At 43.9% G+C, this 19,404-nt stretch carries 15 protein-coding genes and 1 pseudogene; 10 read left to right on the forward strand and 6 right to left on the reverse strand.

The annotated features are described in order from the left end of the window. Positions 1 to 321 precede the first annotated feature (321 nt). The 3 genes from H065_RS0106085 (at position 322) to H065_RS0106095 (ending at position 3,023) form a co-directional block, all read left to right on the forward strand. On the forward strand, positions 322 to 1,533 hold the full coding sequence (locus H065_RS0106085) for a VPS10 domain-containing protein (protein ID WP_238557900.1): 1,212 nt from the start codon (positions 322 to 324) through the stop codon (positions 1,531 to 1,533). A 193-nt stretch (positions 1,534 to 1,726) separates the two neighbouring features. Then, a complete protein-coding gene (locus H065_RS27820; protein ID WP_017812139.1) occupies positions 1,727 to 1,903 on the forward strand; it encodes a hypothetical protein in 177 nt (58 codons plus the stop codon). A 373-nt stretch (positions 1,904 to 2,276) separates the two neighbouring features. Next, on the forward strand, positions 2,277 to 3,023 hold the full coding sequence (locus tag H065_RS0106095) for an SDR family NAD(P)-dependent oxidoreductase (RefSeq protein WP_017812140.1): 747 nt from the start codon (positions 2,277 to 2,279) through the stop codon (positions 3,021 to 3,023). Positions 3,024 to 3,252: 229 nt separating this feature from the next. On the opposite strand, the gene H065_RS0106100 is transcribed toward H065_RS0106095, so the two are convergent. Beyond that, the gene (locus H065_RS0106100; RefSeq protein ID WP_017812141.1) at positions 3,253 to 4,446 is read right to left on the reverse strand and encodes an LLM class flavin-dependent oxidoreductase; all 1,194 of its coding nucleotides are present in this window, start codon (positions 4,444 to 4,446) and stop codon (positions 3,253 to 3,255) included. A gap of 361 nt (positions 4,447 to 4,807) precedes the next feature. Here H065_RS0106100 and H065_RS0106105 point away from each other — a divergent pair, with 361 nt between their 5' ends. The 3 genes from H065_RS0106105 (at position 4,808) to H065_RS0106115 (ending at position 7,444) form a co-directional block, all read left to right on the forward strand. Next, complete coding sequence (locus H065_RS0106105) at positions 4,808 to 5,263, forward strand: MerR family transcriptional regulator (RefSeq protein WP_017812142.1); 456 nt, start codon at positions 4,808 to 4,810, stop codon at positions 5,261 to 5,263. 83 nt (positions 5,264 to 5,346) lie between these two features. Next, on the forward strand, positions 5,347 to 6,318 hold the full coding sequence (locus tag H065_RS0106110) for an SDR family NAD(P)-dependent oxidoreductase (RefSeq protein WP_017812143.1): 972 nt from the start codon (positions 5,347 to 5,349) through the stop codon (positions 6,316 to 6,318). 145 nt (positions 6,319 to 6,463) lie between these two features. Continuing rightward, positions 6,464 to 7,444, forward strand: coding sequence for an SDR family NAD(P)-dependent oxidoreductase (locus H065_RS0106115; protein ID WP_017812144.1), 981 nt, complete (start codon positions 6,464 to 6,466; stop codon positions 7,442 to 7,444). Positions 7,445 to 7,603: 159 nt separating this feature from the next. Here H065_RS0106115 and H065_RS0106120 read toward each other — a convergent pair whose 3' ends face one another. The 3 genes from H065_RS0106120 to H065_RS0106130 all read right to left on the reverse strand — a co-directional run bounded on the left by H065_RS0106120 (position 7,604) and on the right by H065_RS0106130 (position 10,938). Further along, the gene (locus H065_RS0106120; RefSeq protein ID WP_017812145.1) at positions 7,604 to 8,983 is read right to left on the reverse strand and encodes an ABC transporter substrate-binding protein; all 1,380 of its coding nucleotides are present in this window, start codon (positions 8,981 to 8,983) and stop codon (positions 7,604 to 7,606) included. 180 nt (positions 8,984 to 9,163) lie between these two features. After that, positions 9,164 to 9,973 (reverse strand): carbohydrate ABC transporter permease, encoded by an 810-nt coding sequence (locus tag H065_RS0106125; protein WP_017812146.1) that lies wholly within the window; start codon positions 9,971 to 9,973, stop codon positions 9,164 to 9,166. An 11-nt stretch (positions 9,974 to 9,984) separates the two neighbouring features. Next, entirely contained in the window at positions 9,985 to 10,938 is a 954-nt protein-coding gene (locus tag H065_RS0106130; protein WP_017812147.1) for a carbohydrate ABC transporter permease, read from the reverse strand. Between the two features lie 351 nt (positions 10,939 to 11,289). On the opposite strand from H065_RS0106130, the gene H065_RS0106135 reads away from it, so the two are divergent. Continuing rightward, positions 11,290 to 12,594, forward strand: a complete 1,305-nt coding sequence (locus H065_RS0106135) for a hemolysin family protein (protein ID WP_017812148.1) — start codon at positions 11,290 to 11,292, stop codon at positions 12,592 to 12,594. 248 nt (positions 12,595 to 12,842) lie between these two features. Here H065_RS0106135 and H065_RS0106140 read toward each other — a convergent pair whose 3' ends face one another. Next, positions 12,843 to 13,616 (reverse strand): TraR/DksA C4-type zinc finger protein, encoded by a 774-nt coding sequence (locus H065_RS0106140; protein WP_017812149.1) that lies wholly within the window; start codon positions 13,614 to 13,616, stop codon positions 12,843 to 12,845. A gap of 368 nt (positions 13,617 to 13,984) precedes the next feature. On the opposite strand from H065_RS0106140, the gene H065_RS0106145 reads away from it, so the two are divergent. The 3 genes and pseudogenes from H065_RS0106145 (at position 13,985) to H065_RS0106160 (ending at position 17,778) form a co-directional block, all read left to right on the forward strand. Continuing rightward, positions 13,985 to 15,124: a zinc-dependent alcohol dehydrogenase gene (locus tag H065_RS0106145; protein WP_017812150.1), complete on the forward strand. Its 1,140-nt coding sequence runs from the start codon at positions 13,985 to 13,987 to the stop codon at positions 15,122 to 15,124. 556 nt (positions 15,125 to 15,680) lie between these two features. Then, positions 15,681 to 16,601: pseudogene (locus H065_RS25380) on the forward strand (stalk domain-containing protein); the annotation flags it as partial. 31 nt (positions 16,602 to 16,632) lie between these two features. Further along, a complete protein-coding gene (locus tag H065_RS0106160; RefSeq protein ID WP_017812153.1) occupies positions 16,633 to 17,778 on the forward strand; it encodes a WG repeat-containing protein in 1,146 nt (381 codons plus the stop codon). Between the two features lie 127 nt (positions 17,779 to 17,905). On the opposite strand, the gene H065_RS0106165 is transcribed toward H065_RS0106160, so the two are convergent. Then, positions 17,906 to 19,138: an aminopeptidase gene (locus tag H065_RS0106165; protein ID WP_017812154.1), complete on the reverse strand. Its 1,233-nt coding sequence runs from the start codon at positions 19,136 to 19,138 to the stop codon at positions 17,906 to 17,908. Between the last annotated feature and the right edge of the window lie 266 nt (positions 19,139 to 19,404).

A 19,404-nucleotide genomic window follows, 5' to 3' on the forward strand; every position in this document is an offset into this window, starting at 1 on the left:
TTTGTATTACAGATTCGCTACTATTGTAGCTGAAAGCTTCCATAAAGTAAAAGGTCTTCTATTACTTATAACCGTAATCGGGTTGGTTTAGTATCGAAATTCCATAAAACTGTAATCGCTTGTAACTTTTCTGTAAACTACCTTTTTTAAAATTAGTTTACTCTTATATAGGTCGTGAAAAATTGAAACGCTTTAGCATCAGGTAAGTGTGTGGAAGGAGAATAATAGATGAAGTGGAGCATGAGCAAATCGCTTCTTATATGGATATCCCTGGTTTTCCTTCTGTCGGCCTGTTCATCAGCAGGCAGCGACAACGCTCTTATGAGTGAGGCTGTACGTGAGCAGCTTCAGAATTCCAAAGAAGATCAGGGTCAGACCATTACCCTCAAACAAACAACGGATTCAAACATAAATCAACGTGCAGGTGGAAGACCCGATATATCAGAATACAAGATCCAGACCAGACTGACCGATTTTCAGCTGCTTAGTGCCAGTGCAGGCGTAGCCTGGGGAATTACCCGTAACGAGCTGCGTATCTATGTTACCCAGAGCAACGGTAAAACCTGGGACAATGTATCTCCTGCCAAAACCGTTTCCTTTTCCGAACCACCGGTTTATGGCAGCAGCATTTTCTTTTTGAATCAAAAAAATGGTTGGGTAGCCCGCAATGCCAATGGTGTCGGACAGACATTGATTTTGCATACGGTAGACGGAGGGCAGAACTGGAATGTAGCTACCTTTAACGATAATGGTACTGTACTGGGTATGTACTTTATTAATGAGAAAACCGGCTGGGTGATGACATCGACAGACGAGTCCAATCACCAGAAAGGGAAAGCCTTTTACCGTACCGAAGATGGGGGAGACAGCTGGACCCGATTAATGAAGAGCTCCTCTTCCATAAATTCGGCAGACCAGACAACCAATGAACTGCCGCAAAGCGGGACATTGATCGGAATGTCTTTCCGGGACAACAAACATGGATTCATCACACTCGAAAAGGATGGACAACCAAGCCTTTATACTACAGCTGATAGTGGCAAAACCTGGACAGCCAGCGCCAGCTTCCTGAGCAAAGAAGTGAAAAGCTGCGATAGAATCACCACCGGCAAGCCGCAATTTTATGGCACAAGCAAAACGAGCGGCTGGATGAATATCGGCTGCGTCAAAGGAACACAGACCAGCTATTCCGGCTACTTTACCGAGGACGGCGGCAAGACATGGACACATGTAGCGTATACGCTCAAGCCGCAGACAGGGATCAATCAGACAATGGGACCGACTTTCCTCAATCGTAAGCAGGGCTGGTCACTGATTGATGGTATTATATACACGACTCAGGATCAGGGACACACGTGGAAAGCACTTCCTGCCAATGATACCCTGCAGAAGACAATCGCCAATTATCCTGAGATGGCTAAGCTTCAATTTTTCTCCAAGGATGTAGGCTGGCTGCTGGTTGCCAAGAACGAAGAACGCCGTTCGCTGCTTATGCAGACGACAGATGGCGGTAAAAGCTGGCATGTACTCTAATCAGCATTATTCCATTTGAATATACGGAGTTACCGAACAGTGCGAAAGCGTCTGATAAGGTAGCTCCTTTTTTAATAAATTCAAAAAAATAAAAAATAATTTAAAATTTCAGATCATTTGTGAAAAAAATCACATAATAAGTCCAGAGGATCAGTTATGATTGGGGTGTAGAAAAAACAAGGAGATGATTGAGATGAAAGCCAACGTCCAAGAAAACTTTACCCACTATTACATGACCCTTTGTTACAACTGTGAAGAAGCTGCCAAATGCCAGGATGAAGAAACCTGTCTCGCATGCTGGGCAGATCAAGGATTGTTCGACGGAGAGAAAGATGATACACAGGAAATGCTGCAAGCCTACTATGCTTAACTATCTGACTGGTATTCTCCAGATCAGGCGCCAATCGGTACATGATCTTTTGGTAAAAGGAAATCTGCAACCCGGCAGCTCATAAGCCTCCACACTTCCAGGATCGATGAAGTGTGGAGGTTTTTTGCTTTGAACAGGGGGGAGTCAGGAGTGTACAATAGCCGTATCTGTGAATTGGATATTGTTTATATTTTATATGTAGTGGAGGGATTCCATACAGGCATGGAATGTTTCGGGAGGCGTGCAATCGTTGAATAGTGCAGTAGAGGAAAATGTAGTCTCTGTCTATTTATCGAAGTATACATGCCTATTGGAATACTGGAATACGAAACAATATCCAATAATCAATATCTAAATAATGGAGGAATATATAATGAAATATACATCCAGCACGGTGATTGTAACCGGAGCTGCTCAGGGAATTGGCAGAGCAGTAGCCGAAGGATATGCAGCGGAAGGAGCTACGGTATTCCTCAGTGATGTCAAAGAAGCCGAAGGAGCCGCTGCAGCTGCTTCTATACGCGAACAGGGAGGACAGGCGCATTTCCTGCCTTGTGATGTACAAAGTGAAGCAGACGTACAAACTCTGATTCAGGAAGTGGTCAAGACGACCGGGAAGATCGATGTACTGATTAACAATGCCGGCATTAGCCGCTGGAAATCACCATATGATCTGACACTTGAAGAATGGGACGAAGTAATGAATACCAATGTAAGAGCATGTTTTCTTATATCACGGGAAGCCGCAAAGGTAATGCGCGATCATGAGGGAGGAGCAATTGTGAATATTTCCTCTACGCGAGCGCATATGTCAGAGCCTAATTCGGAGGCCTATGCTGCTTCCAAAGGTGGAATCACTGCACTGACCCATGCACTGGCGGTGTCACTAGGACCGGATCATATCCGTGTCAATGCGATCAGTCCCGGCTGGATCGAGAATGGCGATTATGCGGCACTGAAGCCAGAGGATCATACACAGCATCCAGCTCAGCGTGTTGGCAAACCTGATGATATCGCCAGAGCCTGCATGTTCCTGACAGCCAGCGATAATTCATTTATTACCGGTGCCGAGCTTGTTATCGACGGAGGAATGACACGCAAAATGATTTACATTGAATAGTCCCTGTCCAGTTGGCATACCCTGTTTAAGAGTATTAGGCATCTATGCCAATAATCAGTCATAACGTTCACTTTCTGCACACGTAGAGAAGTTATAGAAGAATAGTCATAGAAGTAGAGAGTCTTCTATAACAAAACAACCCACAGCATCTGGTCCCTTACAGGGAGATCACATGCTGCGGGTTGTTTTAATTATTGAAAAATGCAATTTTAATTATAATTCATCTGTATTAACGACCTAGAGAAGCAAAACGCTGCGCCCATTTTTCTTTGAACAGCGGCAGTGTGCTTTCTCCAAAAATCTGCGCTTCTTCCAAATGTGGATAGCTGGATAGAATAAAAGAAGTAATACCGGCTTCTGCATATTCGAGCAGTCGATCAGAAACCTGATCTGGTGTACCGACAAACATCAATGCTCCACCAGAGCGCAAATTAGACAATCCTGCCCATAAGTTAGGACCAACCACAAAGTCATTAGCCGCTGCTGCATCACGAATCGCATTTTGGCGATTTTGTCCGGTTGCGCCAGTTTTGCTAAACGTTGAACGTGCACGTTCGATTGTCTCTGGATCCACATCCTTGATCAGGTTACGAGCAGCTTCCCAAGCTTCTTCTTCGGTATCACGCACAAGTACCTGAGCACGCATGCCTACGCGCAGTGGACGAATTGTACCACTTTGTTCAGCGTGCTTCCGCTGAGACTCTTTGAGTTCTTCAATCTGCTGCTTGATCATCTCCAGTGGTTCAGACCACATCAGGAATACATCGGCATACTCCGCACCTACACTTTTGGCCATCGGAGAACTACCACCAAAGTAAATAGGCAATCCTGGTTTTTGCACAGTAGCCGGGCGGCTGGTTCCGCCATTTACTTCGTAATAATCACCTTTAAAATACACTTTATTATTATCTACTGATGCTTCAGCTCCGGAACTGAATTCAGTCGAAGCAAGTCCTGCTGACTGTTCCCATACCCCTTTGATAATGTCGAGATACTCGCGTGTACGTGTATATTTCTCGTCGTGCGCTCTGGCAAGTGGATCACCCAGTTCTTCCAGATCAGCTGGAGAACTTCCAGTCACAATATTAATACGAGCACGACCTTCTGACAAATTATCCAATGCAGCTGCCATACGTGCAGTCAATACAGGAGCAATCAGACCCGGTCGTACTGCAACAAGCGGCTTGAGTGTAGTGGTAGCCCCGATAATAGCAGAACCTACAACCCAGGAGTCTACACAAGCTCCGCCTGTTGGAATCAATACAAACTCAAAGCCTGACCGCTCCGCAGTCTGAGCTACCTGAGTCAAGTAATTGAGAGTCGGTTTGCGCTCGGATTCACGTCCAAGACTTGTTCCATCTCCCATCGTAGGCATAAACCACCCAAATTCAACATCATCGCGATAAATAGGATCAGCAGACATAAGAAGTTCTCCTTTTGGATAGTAGATTAAATTCTTTTTTTACTTATTTGTAGAGTGCTTTCACTAGCGAAACCGGTTATTCCCTTCGGTTTCTAACTAATCCGACAAGCATACTTGGTATAAATGATACTAGCATTTTCGCTATGTACTGTCAAACGGTTTATATCAAATTGCAATAAAGTGATTTTTTATATTTTTATAGAAATGCTGGCCCAGATCCTTATCATAAAAGCTGCATGGTGATTGAACAATAACTGCGTTAAGATAGATATAAGAAGATCGATAATCATGGATCTATTACAATTGAAGCTTAAAAAGAATACGATGATAGGTTCAAATATAGAGTGCAGAGGAGAAAACGATGAATACTCATGTGGAAGTAAAAGATCAGCTTAGTATTGGTGAAGTCGCACAACGGTCAGGACTGAGTGTTCACTCCTTGCGATTTTATGAACGTGAAGGATTGCTATTATCGGTCCGGATTGCACGTGATAGTGGTGGAAGAAGAAGGTATAGTGAAGCCGATGTAGAGTGGCTGCTTATGTGCACAAGACTACGTAACTCGGGAATGCCCATTGCGGATATGCGGCGTTATGCTGAACTGGTGCGAATTGGACCCGGTAATGAACATGAACGATTGGCAATCTTAAAAGAACATCAGCAGCATGTTAGAGATCAGATGGAACAGTTGCGTGAATGCCTGGATATAATCAATTACAAAACCGATGTGTATGAAAAAAACCTGCAGCGGCAAGATCCACAGGAAGATCCTTTTCAACCATGTGCTCATTCGGTGTCTAAAAACGCCAGTCTTTAAAATTAGGCTTGACCTAGAGTGAACTCTAAATTGTAGAGTGTGACTATATACACAACATCTACAAAATAGAGGAGAGACGAATAATGCAAACATCGTATACGAGAACACCGCAACAACCTATTCAATCTGGTTTTGGTTATCACAGTACCGCAAGCGAAGTGTTGAAAGGCATCGACCTGTCTGGTAAAACTGCGCTGGTCACCGGCGGTTATTCAGGCTTGGGGCTAGAAACAACACGTGCACTCATTCAGGCAGGTGCGCATGTGATTGTTCCAGCACGGCGTCCGGAGGCAGCACGCGAAGCCCTGGCAGGACTTGCTCAGGTTGAAGTCGATGAACTTGATCTGTCTGATCTGGATAGCGTACGCGCATTTGCAGGTCGCTTGGTCGCAAGTGGACGCAGTATTGATCTCGCTCTACTCAATGCGGGTGTGATGGCTTGTCCGGAATCGCGCGTTGGACCCGGCTGGGAGTTACAGTTTGCAACGAATCATCTCGGTCATTTTACACTCATTCATCTGATCTGGCCTATGCTGATAGCTGGAGAAGGAGCACGGGTAGTGGTAACTTCTTCAACAGGTCACCATCTTTCACCGATTCGTTGGGATAATATCAACTTTGACGGCAACTATCAAAAGTTTGAAGCCTACGGACAATCGAAGACAGCGAATGCATTATTTGCAGTGGAGTTAGACAGACGTGGTGCTGAACATGGAGTACGTGCTTTTGCCTTAGATCCGGGAGTTGTATTTACACCTCTTGTGCGTCATATGCCTATGGAAGAGATGATTGCACTGAAGTGGTTCAAAGAAGATGGCGAGACGGTGAACGAAGCTTTCAAAACACCAGAACAAGGTGCTGCTACGCAAGTATGGGCAGCAACTTCGCCTCAGCTAGAAAGTAAAGGTGGTGTGTATTGCGAAAATTGTGATATCTCCATATTAACAAACGATGATGCAGAGCACACAGGTGTAAAACCGTATGCGATCGATCCAGAAGAAGCTTCACGTCTTTGGACATTATCAGTTAAACTTACGGGTGCAGATCATATCTAATTTTCTCAAAGGTTCTTTGCAAATACGCAATTATTGGTTGGCGCAAAAAGCTGGCCAATAAAATTATGCTTGACCTAGAGTGAACTCTAAATTGTACAGTATAGATATGTACACCATAACTATAAATGCAGAGGAGAGATAATTCATGCAAACATCGTATACAAGAACACCGCAACAACCTATAGAATCAGGTTTTGGGTATCGCAGTACTGCCAGTGAGGTATTGCAAGGCATCGACCTTTCGGGCAAAACTGCGCTTGTTACGGGTGGTTATTCAGGTCTGGGGTTAGAGACTACGCGAGCACTCGTTGAAGCAGGCGCTTATGTCATTGTTCCAGCACGTCGTCCGGAGGTAGCACGAGAGGCACTTGCAGGAATTGATCAGGTTGCAGTGGATGAACTTGATCTGTCTGATCTGGATAGCGTACGTGCATTTGCAGGCCGTCTGGTCGCAAGTGGACGTAGTGTTGATCTCGCTCTACTCAATGCGGGCGTTATGGCTTGTCCGGAGACGCGCGTTGGACCCGGCTGGGAGTTACAGTTTGCGACCAATCATCTGGGTCACTTTACACTCATTAATCTGATCTGGTCTGCATTGATAGCGGGTGATGGAGCAAGGGTCGTTGCCACTTCCTCCACAGGGCATCATCTCTCGCCGATTCGTTGGGATAATCTGAATTTTGAAGGCAATTACGAGAAGTTCGAAGCCTATGGACAGTCCAAAACAGCAAATTCACTATTTGCCGTAGAATTGGATCGTCGCGGTATTGAACAGGGCGTACGTGCATTTGCTGTGCATCCTGGTGGCATTCTGACACCACTGCAGCGACATATGCCGAGAGAAGAAATGATCGCACTGAGCTGGATCAGTGAAGATGGCGAGGCTGTAAATCCTGCATTTAAAACACCGGAGCAGGGAGCAGCCACACAGGTATGGGCAGCGACATCCCCTCAATTAGAAGACAAAGGTGGCGTCTACTGCGAAGATTGTGATGTCGCCAAGATGTTTGTACCTGACGGTCCTCGTGCCGGGGTAAAAGAATATGCTATCGATCCGGAGCAGGCCAAGCGTCTGTGGGATCTGTCGGTAGAATTAACCGGAGCAGATCTGTCGCAAAATCGGTAAATCATAACAAAAAGGCCGATGCCGGAGTAAAACCCGGTATATCGGCCTTTTTTGCTAACCATTTCTGAGTTCAGCCCAGTGAATAGGCTATTTGTTCGTCATACTTTCCAGTATACAGAGCATACAGACCAGACAGGATTCATCTGTTCATTGCTCTGCTTATTGAGCGATCGAATCGTTGTAATCCTGCAGCTTTTGAGTAATCTGTGCAGCTGCATCGTCCAATGCCTGTTTTGGTGATTTGGAGCCATTGATTGCTTCTTCCATCGCGGTCTCGGTCAGTTGACGTGCTTCCGGGAAAATACCCATTACAGCACCCTGGGTAGCCGGATCAATCTTGGTGCTATGCAGTTGCTTGACAGCTGTTTCGAACTGCGGATATTTTTTCATGTTTTCTTTGATCAAATCTTCATCATAAGCTTTTTTGGTAATCGGGAAATAGCCTGTATTGACATTCCAGTATGCTTGTGTGGAAGGCTCAGTCAGGAACTTGATAAATTTCCATGCCGCCTGCTGTTCAGCTTCGGGCTTGTCATTCATAATCCACAGACTCGCGCCACCTACGATAACGCCGCCTTTACCCTCATAATCGGCAGAAGGCTTGGGAATAGGAGCCGTACCTACTTCAAATTTGCCTTCGGCAGAACTTACGATACCGCGCAGGGAGGCTGTACTATCCATAGTCATGGCAATTTGACCAGCCGCAAAAGCTTTTTTGGTATCATCGGTTTTACGTCCAAGATTCAGCATTACACCATCATCAACCATCTTTTTCCACCATGTCAGTGTATTGACTGCTGCATCGGAATTCAGCATGGATTCGGTAGCCAGAGCACTGCGTCCATTGCTGTTGTTAAGCAGTTCGATATCCTGGTTGGCAAGCAGTTGTTCCATCAGCCAGCCATAAATTGGGAAGGAACCACCGGATTGACCGTCTTTGGTCAGTGCTTTGGCTGCTTTCTCTACATCGGCATACGTAGTGGGTGGATTCTCGGGATCCAGCCCCGCTTTTTTGAACGCATCCTTGTTATAGTAGAGAATCGGATTGGACGTATTAAAAGGCATGGAGTAGAGCTTGTTATCAAACGTATAATAACTCAGAATATTCTCTTCCAGCTGGGATACATCAAATTTATCAGCATCGATAAACTGCTGCATTGGCGTAACTGCCTGGGAGTCAATCATGAAGCGGCTGCCCACTTCATACGTCTGCATCATGGTTGGACCGCTGCCAGAACCCATAGCTGCTTTGAATTTATTCAAACCTTCATCATATTCACCTTGATAAACGGCTTCAACCTGAACGTCTTTTTGGGAATCATTGAACTGCTTGACCAGGCTGTCTACCGTTTTGCCCAGTTCACCGCTCATGGAGTGCCACCATACAACTTTGACGGGACCAGAGGAAGCTTCGCTTCCGGCAGCTGCGGCCGGCTCGGAACCCTGTGAAGGTTGTCCACCGCTGCATGCTGCGAGGAAGAGGAACAGACTCATGCCGAGCAGACTCCATTTGCGAAGCCAAAAAGGTTTGAATTTCATGATTGAACATTCTCCTTCAAATATAAGTAGTAGTTTTTTTAAGCAGTGAAGCCGATAAAAGAAGTAACCTGTATCAGGAATACAGCAGGGGATAAGATATACTGCGTTGTTATGCAGCCAGCAGATTATAAAGTTGGCAGGAGCTTGTACCGTTGGCTGTCAGTACTGTAAGTCCGTAAATCAACCTTTCAGTGCTCCAGTCGTAAGGCCGCCAACCAGACGTCCCAGTCCTATTGCGAGCATGAGCAGGGAAGGCACAAGTACGAGTACAATTCCTGCCATCACCAGATTCCAGGCAGTCATTTCGGCAAACTGCAGCATACTGATCCCGATCTGCACGGTGCGCATATTCTCGGTATTTGTAATGAGCAGCGGCCATAGATACATGTTCCAGTGATTAAGAAACGAATAGACCCCGAGAGTAGCAAGACCCGGCATTGCCAGTGGTACAGCTAGCGATGCGAAGATCCGGATATGTCCACATCCGTCGATACGAGCCGCTTCCATGAGTTCTTTGGGCAGCTGCATAAAAAACTGACGCATCAGAAACGTTCCAAATGCTGTAGCCAGAAACGGTACTGTTAATCCGGCATAGGAGTCCAGCCAGCCCCAGCTGCGTACAGTCAGATAATTGGGAATAACGGTTACTTCCCATGGAATCATCATCGTTGCCATGAAAAGGGCGAAGAGCAGCTTGCGTCCGGGAAAACGAAGGAAAGCAAAAGCATAAGCAGCCATAGAGGCTGTAATCAGGTTACCGATTGTAATAATCCCGCTCGTTACGAAACTATTCACGATAAAGCGGATAATCGGAATAGAAGCCATGACACTAGCAAAGTTATCCAGATTCAGGCTGGTCGGGAAAAACTTTGGCGGATATGTAGCCGATTCTGACTCGGTCATCAGTGAATTGGATAAAGCGGTCCAGAAAGGGAACAAAATCAGAATTGCAGCAGCAGCCAGCATCAGATAAGCCAGTCCAGTGCGCATTATGTTGGGTCTCACTGGTAATGCACCTTCTTTTCTCCAAATTTGAACTGGATGATTGTCAGGATCAGGATAAGGACAAACAATACCAGCGCCTGTGCGCTGCCTGAGCCAAATCGGAAGTTAACAAAAGCATCCTGATACAGATTGTATACAAGCACATTCGTGCTGTTCATCGGTCCCCCTTTGGTTAATATATGAATCTGTCCAAATGACTGGAATGCACCAATCATGGAAGTCACACTGGCAAAGAAGATAGTGGGCGAAATCAGTGGCAGAGTCAGCTGTACAAAGGTACGCATCGGACCCGCACCATCCATCTTGGCACTTTCATAAATATCTTCTGGTACACCCTCCATACCGCCGAGCAGCAGAATGAACAGAAAGCCCAGATTCATCCATATTGTCATGATGGAAATGGAAATGAGTGACCAGTTGGGATCAGTCAGCCATTGTACAGCCGGCAGTCCGGCAGCCTGAAGCAGATAATTCAATGTGCCGAGTGTCGGATGAAACAGCACCATCCAGATTACCGAACCAGTACTGACCGAGATTGCCAGTGGCAGTGAGAAGATAAAGCGGAATACTTTGGTTCCTCTCAGGTGTGTCCGGCAGATTGCAGCCAGGATCAGAGCCAGCACAATAGAGGTCGGTACAGTAAAAAGCATAAATTCAAAGGTTACCCATAGGCTATTCAGGAAATGTCCGGAATCAAACAGCTTCTCAAAGTTGCGCAATCCGATAAATTTGGCAACATCTCCGCGCGGCGTAGTCGAATGTACACTAAGATATACCGACTTGATCAGCGGGTAGAACAGAAAGATTCCAAACAGCAGAATCGAAGGTGCCAAAAACATAACGGCCAGTGCATATTCATGCCAATGTCTGGTTCGACGTGGCTGATGTACTGCCGAACGGGTACGCTGCATACCGGACTTGACGGGAACAGCAGAGGATTTATCCAACATTCCAACCTCACTTTCATTAATCATTCAATAACGGAAAACAGGATATTCGCCGTCTTGTGCTCACCTGCTAAAGTATAAAGAGCAGATGTTAACGGAAATGAGCAGGATTGTAAAAAAATTGTAAGTGCGCTCAATCCCTATTTGACTGTGCTTGTTTTAGAGCTATAATATAATCAGGTAACGTCTATCCTTACATATAGAAAGAGGTGAATGCATTGGGAAATTGATGGTACATGTACAATGGCTTCTTATTCAAAAATCTAATATTCGAAGGAGGTGAACCCGCAGCTGTCTGATCAATATTTGCAGCAGACAGTGCGGGAGACACACTTGACTGACCCCTTACCCAGTTTGTGGAACTTAGTATTTGTATTTATTCTTGTTTTGTTAAATGGATTTTTTGTTGCAGCGGAATTTGCGATGGTCAAAATTCGCAGCAGTCGTCTGGAGACGCTGGTCGATGCAGGTAATGCACGAGCACGTTTTGCCCAGTCGATCGTTAATAACCTGGATGCTTATCTATCGGCCTGTCAATTGGGAATTACACTGGCTTCCCTGGGACTTGGCTGGATTGGTGAACCGGCAATTGCTGGACTGATCCGACCGATATTTGCGGCAATTGGCTGGAATAATGAAGTAGCTGTACACAGCGTATCCGTAGCCATTGCTTTTGTGGTGATTACGATACTGCATATTGTACTCGGGGAACTTGCACCCAAATCGCTCGCGATCCGCAAAGCGGAAAGTGTAACATTATGGACAGCCGGCCCGATGTTCTTATTCCATAAAATCATGTATCCTTTTATCTGGATGTTGAATGGCATGGCGAATGCCCTGCTCAAACTGTTTGGAATCGCTCCGGCCTCCGAACTGGAATCTGCTCATACGGAAGAAGAGATACGCATACTCATGAAAGAAAGCAACAAGAGCGGACTGATCGATAATACCGAACTGGCGCTGGTTGATAATATATTTGAATTTGCAGATACAACCGCCCACGAAATTATGATTCCACGTACGGAAATGATCTGTCTGAGCCTGCATGCTCCCCGCGAAGAGAATCTGCAGATTGCTCTTGATGGTATGCGCACCCGGTATCCGGTATGTGATGGCGACAAAGACCATATTGTCGGCTTTCTGCATATCAAGGATCTGATGCGCTATCAGATTACAGACACCGTAAAATTGATTCGTCCGATTATTGCTGTACCGGAGTCGATCAAAATTAGCGAACTGATGAAGCTGATGCAACGTGGCAAAACGCAGATCGCGATTTTGATTGATGAATATGGCGGTACAGCCGGTCTGGTAACACTCGAGGATATAATGGAAGAAATCGTCGGAGAAATTCAGGATGAGTTTGACCATGAACGTCCAGTCGTAGAACCGATCAATGAGATGACGTATTCCATTGATGGCCTGATGCTGATCGAAGAGATCAACACACGGTTCTCCCTGGATCTGGATTCCAGTGAATATGATACCATCGGCGGATGGCTGTACTCTCGTGTAGAGTCGCTGCCTCCGCAAGTAGGACAGAGCGTGGCACATGACGGGCACTTATTTGTAGTGGAAGAGACGGAGAACAAGCGAATTTCCAGGATCAAACTGGTGATTACGCAGTTTGCTGTGACGACCAATCAGGCTTTGGCCTGAACAACATGAAAAAGCCGAAATTAGCCTTTACGGGTAATTTCGGCTTTTTCTTTGTATAAGGGAATATAATAAGAAAAGTCGATCAGCTGAATCGTATGTAGTCTAAACAAGTTATAAATCTTGAAAGGGCTATAGATAAGATGCCCATTACCGCTTCAACAGGATAACCCCTTTGGATACAATAATCCGAAGGGGTTATTTTTCATTTATACATATAGGAATGTTTATTTATATCACAGGACAGTAGATTAACGGCGACGATCCGCTTTTTCTACATCTGCCTTAACTTCTTCGTCTGCTTCGTCGATCTGCAGCTCGGTGTCGCCTTCACCTTTGTCCTCATAGACTTCAACAGCTTCACCTTGCTCGATATGCTGGTTGCTTCCATCAATATCATTGGCGGCGAATGTCTCTACACTCTCGGTAAAGTTATTGTTGCTCTCCCGGCCTTCGGCCAGATCGTTGTAGTTATGCACTTCACGCTGTGCACTGAGTGCAGGAGAATCAGCTACGCCGTAATCTTCAACCGCCTGCCATGCACCTGCATCATCAAATCGGCCTGTATTCTGCTGGCGATTCTCACCTGAACCTTTGGCAGCAGGAGTGATAATATCTTCCTCAACCGGGCGGTAATCGCTCACATTATCATGAGGACTCTCATCTACCAGATACGTAGTAAATGGCAGCGCCTGCAGCCGTTCGAATGGAATCTCTTTGCCACTGATCTCGCTGATACCATACATACCGTTCTCGATTCGTTCGAGTGCAGCATTTACCTGATCGAGTGTATCGTTCATCTGATCATCAATTGCCAGATCACGTCCTCGTTCAAAAGTCTCTGTACCCAGGTCAGCAGGGTGGTTATCGACTGCACTCAATTCGCCGGTAGACATACGCTCCGATTCAATCCGTCCATCTTCGGTACGATCCTTGTCTACTTCAAAATGACGCTCCAGTCCTTCTTTTTCTTCCAGTAAGCTATTTTTAAGCTCCTCTATTTGAGATTTCGTTAAATGTTTCATTATTAAAAACTCCCTTCCGTCTTTGGCTGCATATCGAACTGCGCTCGTAGGCAACAGCCTGTTGTACCTCATTTACCCTTCTTACCCGTAAATTAATCTTTTGCTGTCTTGCTGGTTTGAAGGGAGGGACGGATTATAGACGATTACATTGGCATCATTATCATAGTCAAATTGAATTTCCTCATACATTTACTTATCAAAGCTTAAACGTAAACACTACTATTTATTTGTAAGTTGTTAATAAAACGAAGGTTATGGTTAATACAAAAAGACGTAAACTTTCTAACTTTTGTTATTTTCATCACCGAGTCTGCTGTTATTATTCAGGCTACTACATTCTATGATTACATCTGGAGAGGGGAATACAAATGAAAGCACTAACATACCAGGGAAAACGCAACGTAAAAGTCAAAGAGGTAAAAGATCCACGTATCGAAAAACAGGATGATATCGTTGTCCGGATTACTTCTACAGCAATCTGCGGTTCCGATCTTCATATCTTTAATGGTGAGACGCCAGTTATTCATGACGACTATGTGGTTGGACATGAACCAATGGGGATTGTTGAAGAAGTAGGTCCAGGCGTAACCCGTGTCAAAAAAGGCGATCGTGTCGTTATACCATTTAACGTTGCCTGTGGTGAATGTTTCTTCTGTAAAAACCAGATGGAAAGTCAATGCGATAATTCCAACGAAATGGAAGAAAAAAATACCGGAGCGTATTTTGGCTTTGATATTTATGGTGGATATCCTGGGGGGCAGGCAGAGTTGATGCGTGTACCTTACGCTAATTTCCTGCCATTTGTTATTCCGGAGTCTGCAGAAGTGACAGATGAGCAAGTATTGTTCCTGTCAGATATTATGCCTACTGCTTTTTGGAGTGTAGAAAGTGGCGGCGTCAAAGCAGGAGATACTGTTATTATCCTGGGTTGCGGACCAGTTGGACTGTTAGCTCAAAAATTTGTTTGGCAAAAAGGCGCTAAACGCGTTATTGCTGTCGATCATATCCCTTATCGTTTGGCCCACGCCAAGCGTACCAATAATGTAGAAGTCGTGAATTTCAAAGAGGTTCCGGATGTGGATCAGTATCTGCTTGAGCTAACCAGCGGTGGAGCAGATGTAGTTATCGACTGTGTGGGCCTTGATGCAGACAAGAGTACTGCCGAGAAGATCCAGACGTCGCTCAAACTGCAAGGCGGTGGACTTGGTGCTTTCCGGATCGCAGCCAATGTCGTGCGTAAATTCGGTACTATTCAGGTGACCGGAGTATATGGTGAGAATTATAACATGTTCCCACTGGGTCATTTGTTTGAGCGTAATGTAAAATTGGCTATGGGACAAGCGCCGGTTGTTCACTACATGCCACAGCTGTTCAAACAAATCACAGATGGTACCATCGATCCTACCGATATTATTACGCACAAGCTGTCACTGAGTGATGCAGAGCGTGGATATGATCTTTTTGATAACAAAAAAGAAGATTGTATCAAAGTTATTCTGAAGCCATAAGTAGATGCAAGAGAATTGTATATCTACTTTTAAAAAGGATCTTTGAATATTTCCGTATAAATATTCTTACGATTAAAAGGTAGCTGATCAAAAACATTAACGATTATATTTGTTGATGTCTTAATAAGAAAAGTAATTGGAAAGCAGCATTGTAAATAAACTGACATCGGTATCAACTGATGTCAGTTTATTTTTTTGAAATAGTAAGGTATGGAGTCCAGTTGAGTATCCACTGAATTTTGCGCTTTTTTCTAGTTTTGGATAAAATATGAACAGGAGATTTTATAAAGCTATCCGAAATCGAAATCATTCATGTATTAACGATATAAAGGAGATTATGATGTTAAAGAAAAGCATTTATTTAATTAGCACGATAACGTTATCATTCACTTTATTTACGTGTTCTGTAATCGCAGCTTCTTCCAGCGAATTGAAATTAAAGATTAATGGAAAAATGCTAACAAGTCAGCAGCCTTTAATGATTGCCAGTTCGGTCTTCGTTCCTGTAGATACCGTCAAAAATTTCCCCGGTTTCCGTATATAATGGGATAATCAGACAAAGACAGCTACGATAATAAATACTGAAAATAACGAGACCATACAAATAACGGCAGGACAGACAAAAGCTTATAAAAATAAAAAAGTAATAACAATGGCTGCACCGTTACATATCATACAAGGAAAAGCATATGTTCCTTTTCGGTTTGTTGGGGAGTCGCTGGGAGCGAAGGTAAACTGGGATCGGAAGTCGCGAACAGTTAGTATTTCTACAAACCAGCCTGCAAATCATAGTAATGATAATCAGAATAACAGCTTGATCCATTATTTTAAGCCCATTCATACTGATGTGACAGTTCGTGGAGACGATATCAGATGGCAGCAAGGTAATGTTTCATTTGCTGCCCAACTTACAGAATCCACAGGCGAAAGGGTACACGAATCCGATAAAGTAGTAAGTTCCATGAAGATTCAAAGTGGAGAAGAGGAGTATACTCTCCAACTTGAATCTAAGCCTCTACGTATTAACTCTTTGTCACTGTCTTCAGCTCATTATTTGGCTGTAGATGTGAGTGATCATGAAGGAACAAGATTAATCATAGTCGATCTGACAGATGGTTCCCATAAAGTACTAAATCAACTCAAGAAAAGCGCAACCGGATCAAACAGTGAGAAAATTGATGCATATAACTGGTCACCGGATGGAAGTCAAATTGCCTTTGGTATTGGTAATCTGGGCTCCAGTTATATTGCTATGTATGATACAAAAAACCAAAAAATATCATTATTGTCCCAGCAAAATTATAGTCTTATTACTGGTTTGGCCTGGGCAACAGATGGGCGTTCATTTAGCTTTATAGCCGAAGATGCAGATTCAGTAATGCTATATCGGTATAATGGACATAAAGTTGCCAAAACAGGTACTATCTCAGAAAAAGATCGGCAGGAATTGATCAATAACACCCCCAAATTTTATTAACCGCCAACCGGTATAAAGGAGATAGGTACACATGAATAAAATAACTGGCAAAGCAGCATCTGTTTTTGCATTAACTGTGATGTTAACGATAGGAGCTTCTGAGGGTATAACGTATTCCGCACCTTCCCAACTGAATCAAAATAATAATGCAGAGAATAGGTTAGCTATATCGGCTGCAAGTAGCATTAAAGAGGAAAAGGTTCCGATTGAATACGGCCCTATACCTACTCAAAGTGATGGTATGTTTCATGATGGACTGTTATTAGCAAATAAAGCCAATGGCAAAGATGTGTTTTATAATTCCAAAGGTAAAGAAGCATTCACTTTACCGAATCATTTGATTCCAATCACAGATTTTCATAATCAACGAGCCTTGGTTGAGGATACTTCGACGAAACTGGGCGGTTATATCAATACAAAAGGAGAATTGGTCATTCCTTGTATTTATGCAGAAACTACAGGCTTTTCGGATGGAATTGCTTTCGTAAAAAAAAGCAAGAATGATAATGGCGCGTTTATTACACCCGACGGGAAATCAATAACCAATTTAAAAAAATCGTATTCTTCTGATTATTCATTTTCTGAAGGATTAGCTTTGGCCTACTCGCCTAATAACGATAAAATTGGATATTTAAACAAAAAGGGTACTCTTGTTATTCCATATACCTATAAATATGGACGCAGTTTCTCCGAAAATGCAGTTGCTGTCCAAACTTTCCAAGAAAAATACGGTTTTATTGATTCCAAAGGCAAAGTGATTGTTCCATTTCAATATCAAAGTGCAGGAGACTTTTCTCAAGGATTAGCACCTGTGCAAAACGAATCGGGACTGTGGGGATACATTAATAGAAAAGGGGAAGTAGTTATTCCTTTTCAATATGCTTTGGCAGATAGTTTTAGTGAAGGACTAGCGGCAGTCTATAATAAACAAGGAAAAGCAGGCTATGTGAATAAACAAGGGAAATTAATGATTGGATATCAGTATGATAAAGCTTTATCATTTGGAAATGGCATAGCTGCAGTAGGTGTTCAAACAAAAACAGGCAGAAAATATGGATATATTAATACAGACGGCAAGCTGGTGACACCATTGCGGTATAAACGAGTCAATTCGTTTCATGAAAATATGGCTGTAGCATCCATCTCAGACCAAACAGCCGTTATTTTGACAAAATAATCTTCCTCTAAATAGAAATGCACCTCTGAATAAATTTTAGCATGTTATAAAAGCTAAAGTTTATATACAGAGGTGCATTTTGTATTGATTACATGTATTATCCTGGAATATTAATCAAATCTACGTATTAAAACGCCCAACCGCCCTGTTTGAATACAGGTTCTTCCTGGCCATCTTCTGTAATACCGTAAATATCCATCTCACCGGAACCAATCATAAAGTCTACATGGACCAGACTGTTATTCAGACCACGTTCGGTTAGCTCTTCACGGGACATTTCCTTGCCACCCTGCAGGTTAAAAGCATAAGCGCTGCCGATCGCCAGGTGGTTGGAAGCATTCTCGTCGAACAGAGTATTATAGTAGAGAATATTGGACATGGAAATTGGGGAACGATGTGGTACCAGAGCGACTTCACCCAGATAATGAGCACCTTCATCCATTTCTACAAGATGCTGCAGAGTATCCTGTCCTTTTTCCGCTTCAACGCCAACAATGCGGCCATCTTTGAAGGTCAGCTTGAAGTTATCAATAATCGTACCTCCATAGCTGAGCGGTTTCGTGCTGCTCACATAGCCATTTACATCTGTTTTTAGTGGAGCGGTAAATACTTCTTCTGTCGGCATATTGGCGATAAATGCATCACCGCGCTGACTGATACTGTCTGCTGCTGCCCAGATATGACCTTTTGGCAGACCAATAGTCAGATTGGTGCCTGGAGCTACATAATGAAGCTGCTTGTAGGCTTTGTTATTCAGATAATCGGATTTTTCATTCAATGTTTTCACATGAGCTTCCCATGCTGTAATTGCATCGCCTTCACCTACGCGCACCGCTTTGAAAATATAATCCCACATGGTGTTTACTTGCTCTTCAGGCGATTCATTCGGGAATACTTTGGCTGCCCATGAATCGGAAGGAACAGCAACAATCGACCAGCTGAGCTTGTCGGATTGTACGTATTCACGATATTTGGACAATACGATACTGGATGATTTTTGTGAAGCGGCGATACGCTTGGAATCAATGCCTTTGAGCAGATCCGGATCATCGGATACTACATGGAGAACCGCACCGCCATCAACTGCCAGCTCTTCCATCTCGGCTGCATACCATTTAGGACCGATCTCGAATGATTCATCCGGTGCCAGTTCGTAGCGCAGACGTGTAATCTGATCATCATTCCAGTTTACTTTAACCAGCGCAGCGCCGGCTTCATAAGCTTTGCGGGTAACAAGACGTACAAATTCAGCTGCATGGATGGGAGCATTAATAATAAAGCGTTGTCCCGGCTGAATATTCACACCAACGCGGACAGCGAGTTCAGCATATTGTTCGAGCTTTGTTTGGAAATCTGACATGAATAATTCCTCCATTTCGACTAACTGCAAAAGTATGGGCTTCGCCCGCGGGTAGTAATTCCCACTACAGGGGAATTACAATTAAAAACCCGTCTTATCCATTCTACAGGAACCGAAGCATGTTGAAAACTGTAAACGCTTATTTCCAGTCATATGTACGATGTAGATAGTTACATATAATGTAAGAGAAGTTGGAAAGTGACTGAAAATAAGCTAGAATACATGGTAATTCCCGTTGTTAAATGAGAGTATTCGTGTATATAACT

The organism is Paenibacillus shenyangensis, from assembly GCF_000346635.1.
Lineage (GTDB): Bacteria > Bacillota > Bacilli > Paenibacillales > Paenibacillaceae > Saccharibacillus > Saccharibacillus dauci.

What these genes read in the sequence shown, in the direction of transcription:
- H065_RS0106085 (WP_238557900.1), top strand. Translation starts at nt 322, where the DNA reads ATGAGTGAGGCTGTACGTGAGCAGCTTCAGAATTCCAAAGAAGATCAG.
- H065_RS27820 (WP_017812139.1), top strand. Translation starts at nt 1,727, where the DNA reads ATGAAAGCCAACGTCCAAGAAAACTTTACCCACTATTACATGACCCTT.
- H065_RS0106095 (WP_017812140.1), top strand. Translation starts at nt 2,277, where the DNA reads ATGAAATATACATCCAGCACGGTGATTGTAACCGGAGCTGCTCAGGGA.
- H065_RS0106100 (WP_017812141.1), bottom strand. Translation starts at nt 4,446, where the DNA reads ATGTCTGCTGATCCTATTTATCGCGATGATGTTGAATTTGGGTGGTTT.
- H065_RS0106105 (WP_017812142.1), top strand. Translation starts at nt 4,808, where the DNA reads ATGAATACTCATGTGGAAGTAAAAGATCAGCTTAGTATTGGTGAAGTC.
- H065_RS0106110 (WP_017812143.1), top strand. Translation starts at nt 5,347, where the DNA reads ATGCAAACATCGTATACGAGAACACCGCAACAACCTATTCAATCTGGT.
- H065_RS0106115 (WP_017812144.1), top strand. Translation starts at nt 6,464, where the DNA reads ATGCAAACATCGTATACAAGAACACCGCAACAACCTATAGAATCAGGT.
- H065_RS0106120 (WP_017812145.1), bottom strand. Translation starts at nt 8,983, where the DNA reads ATGAAATTCAAACCTTTTTGGCTTCGCAAATGGAGTCTGCTCGGCATG.
- H065_RS0106125 (WP_017812146.1), bottom strand. Translation starts at nt 9,973, where the DNA reads ATGCGCACTGGACTGGCTTATCTGATGCTGGCTGCTGCTGCAATTCTG.
- H065_RS0106130 (WP_017812147.1), bottom strand. Translation starts at nt 10,938, where the DNA reads ATGTTGGATAAATCCTCTGCTGTTCCCGTCAAGTCCGGTATGCAGCGT.
- H065_RS0106140 (WP_017812149.1), bottom strand. Translation starts at nt 13,616, where the DNA reads ATGAAACATTTAACGAAATCTCAAATAGAGGAGCTTAAAAATAGCTTA.
- H065_RS0106145 (WP_017812150.1), top strand. Translation starts at nt 13,985, where the DNA reads ATGAAAGCACTAACATACCAGGGAAAACGCAACGTAAAAGTCAAAGAG.
- H065_RS0106160 (WP_017812153.1), top strand. Translation starts at nt 16,633, where the DNA reads ATGAATAAAATAACTGGCAAAGCAGCATCTGTTTTTGCATTAACTGTG.
- H065_RS0106165 (WP_017812154.1), bottom strand. Translation starts at nt 19,138, where the DNA reads ATGTCAGATTTCCAAACAAAGCTCGAACAATATGCTGAACTCGCTGTC.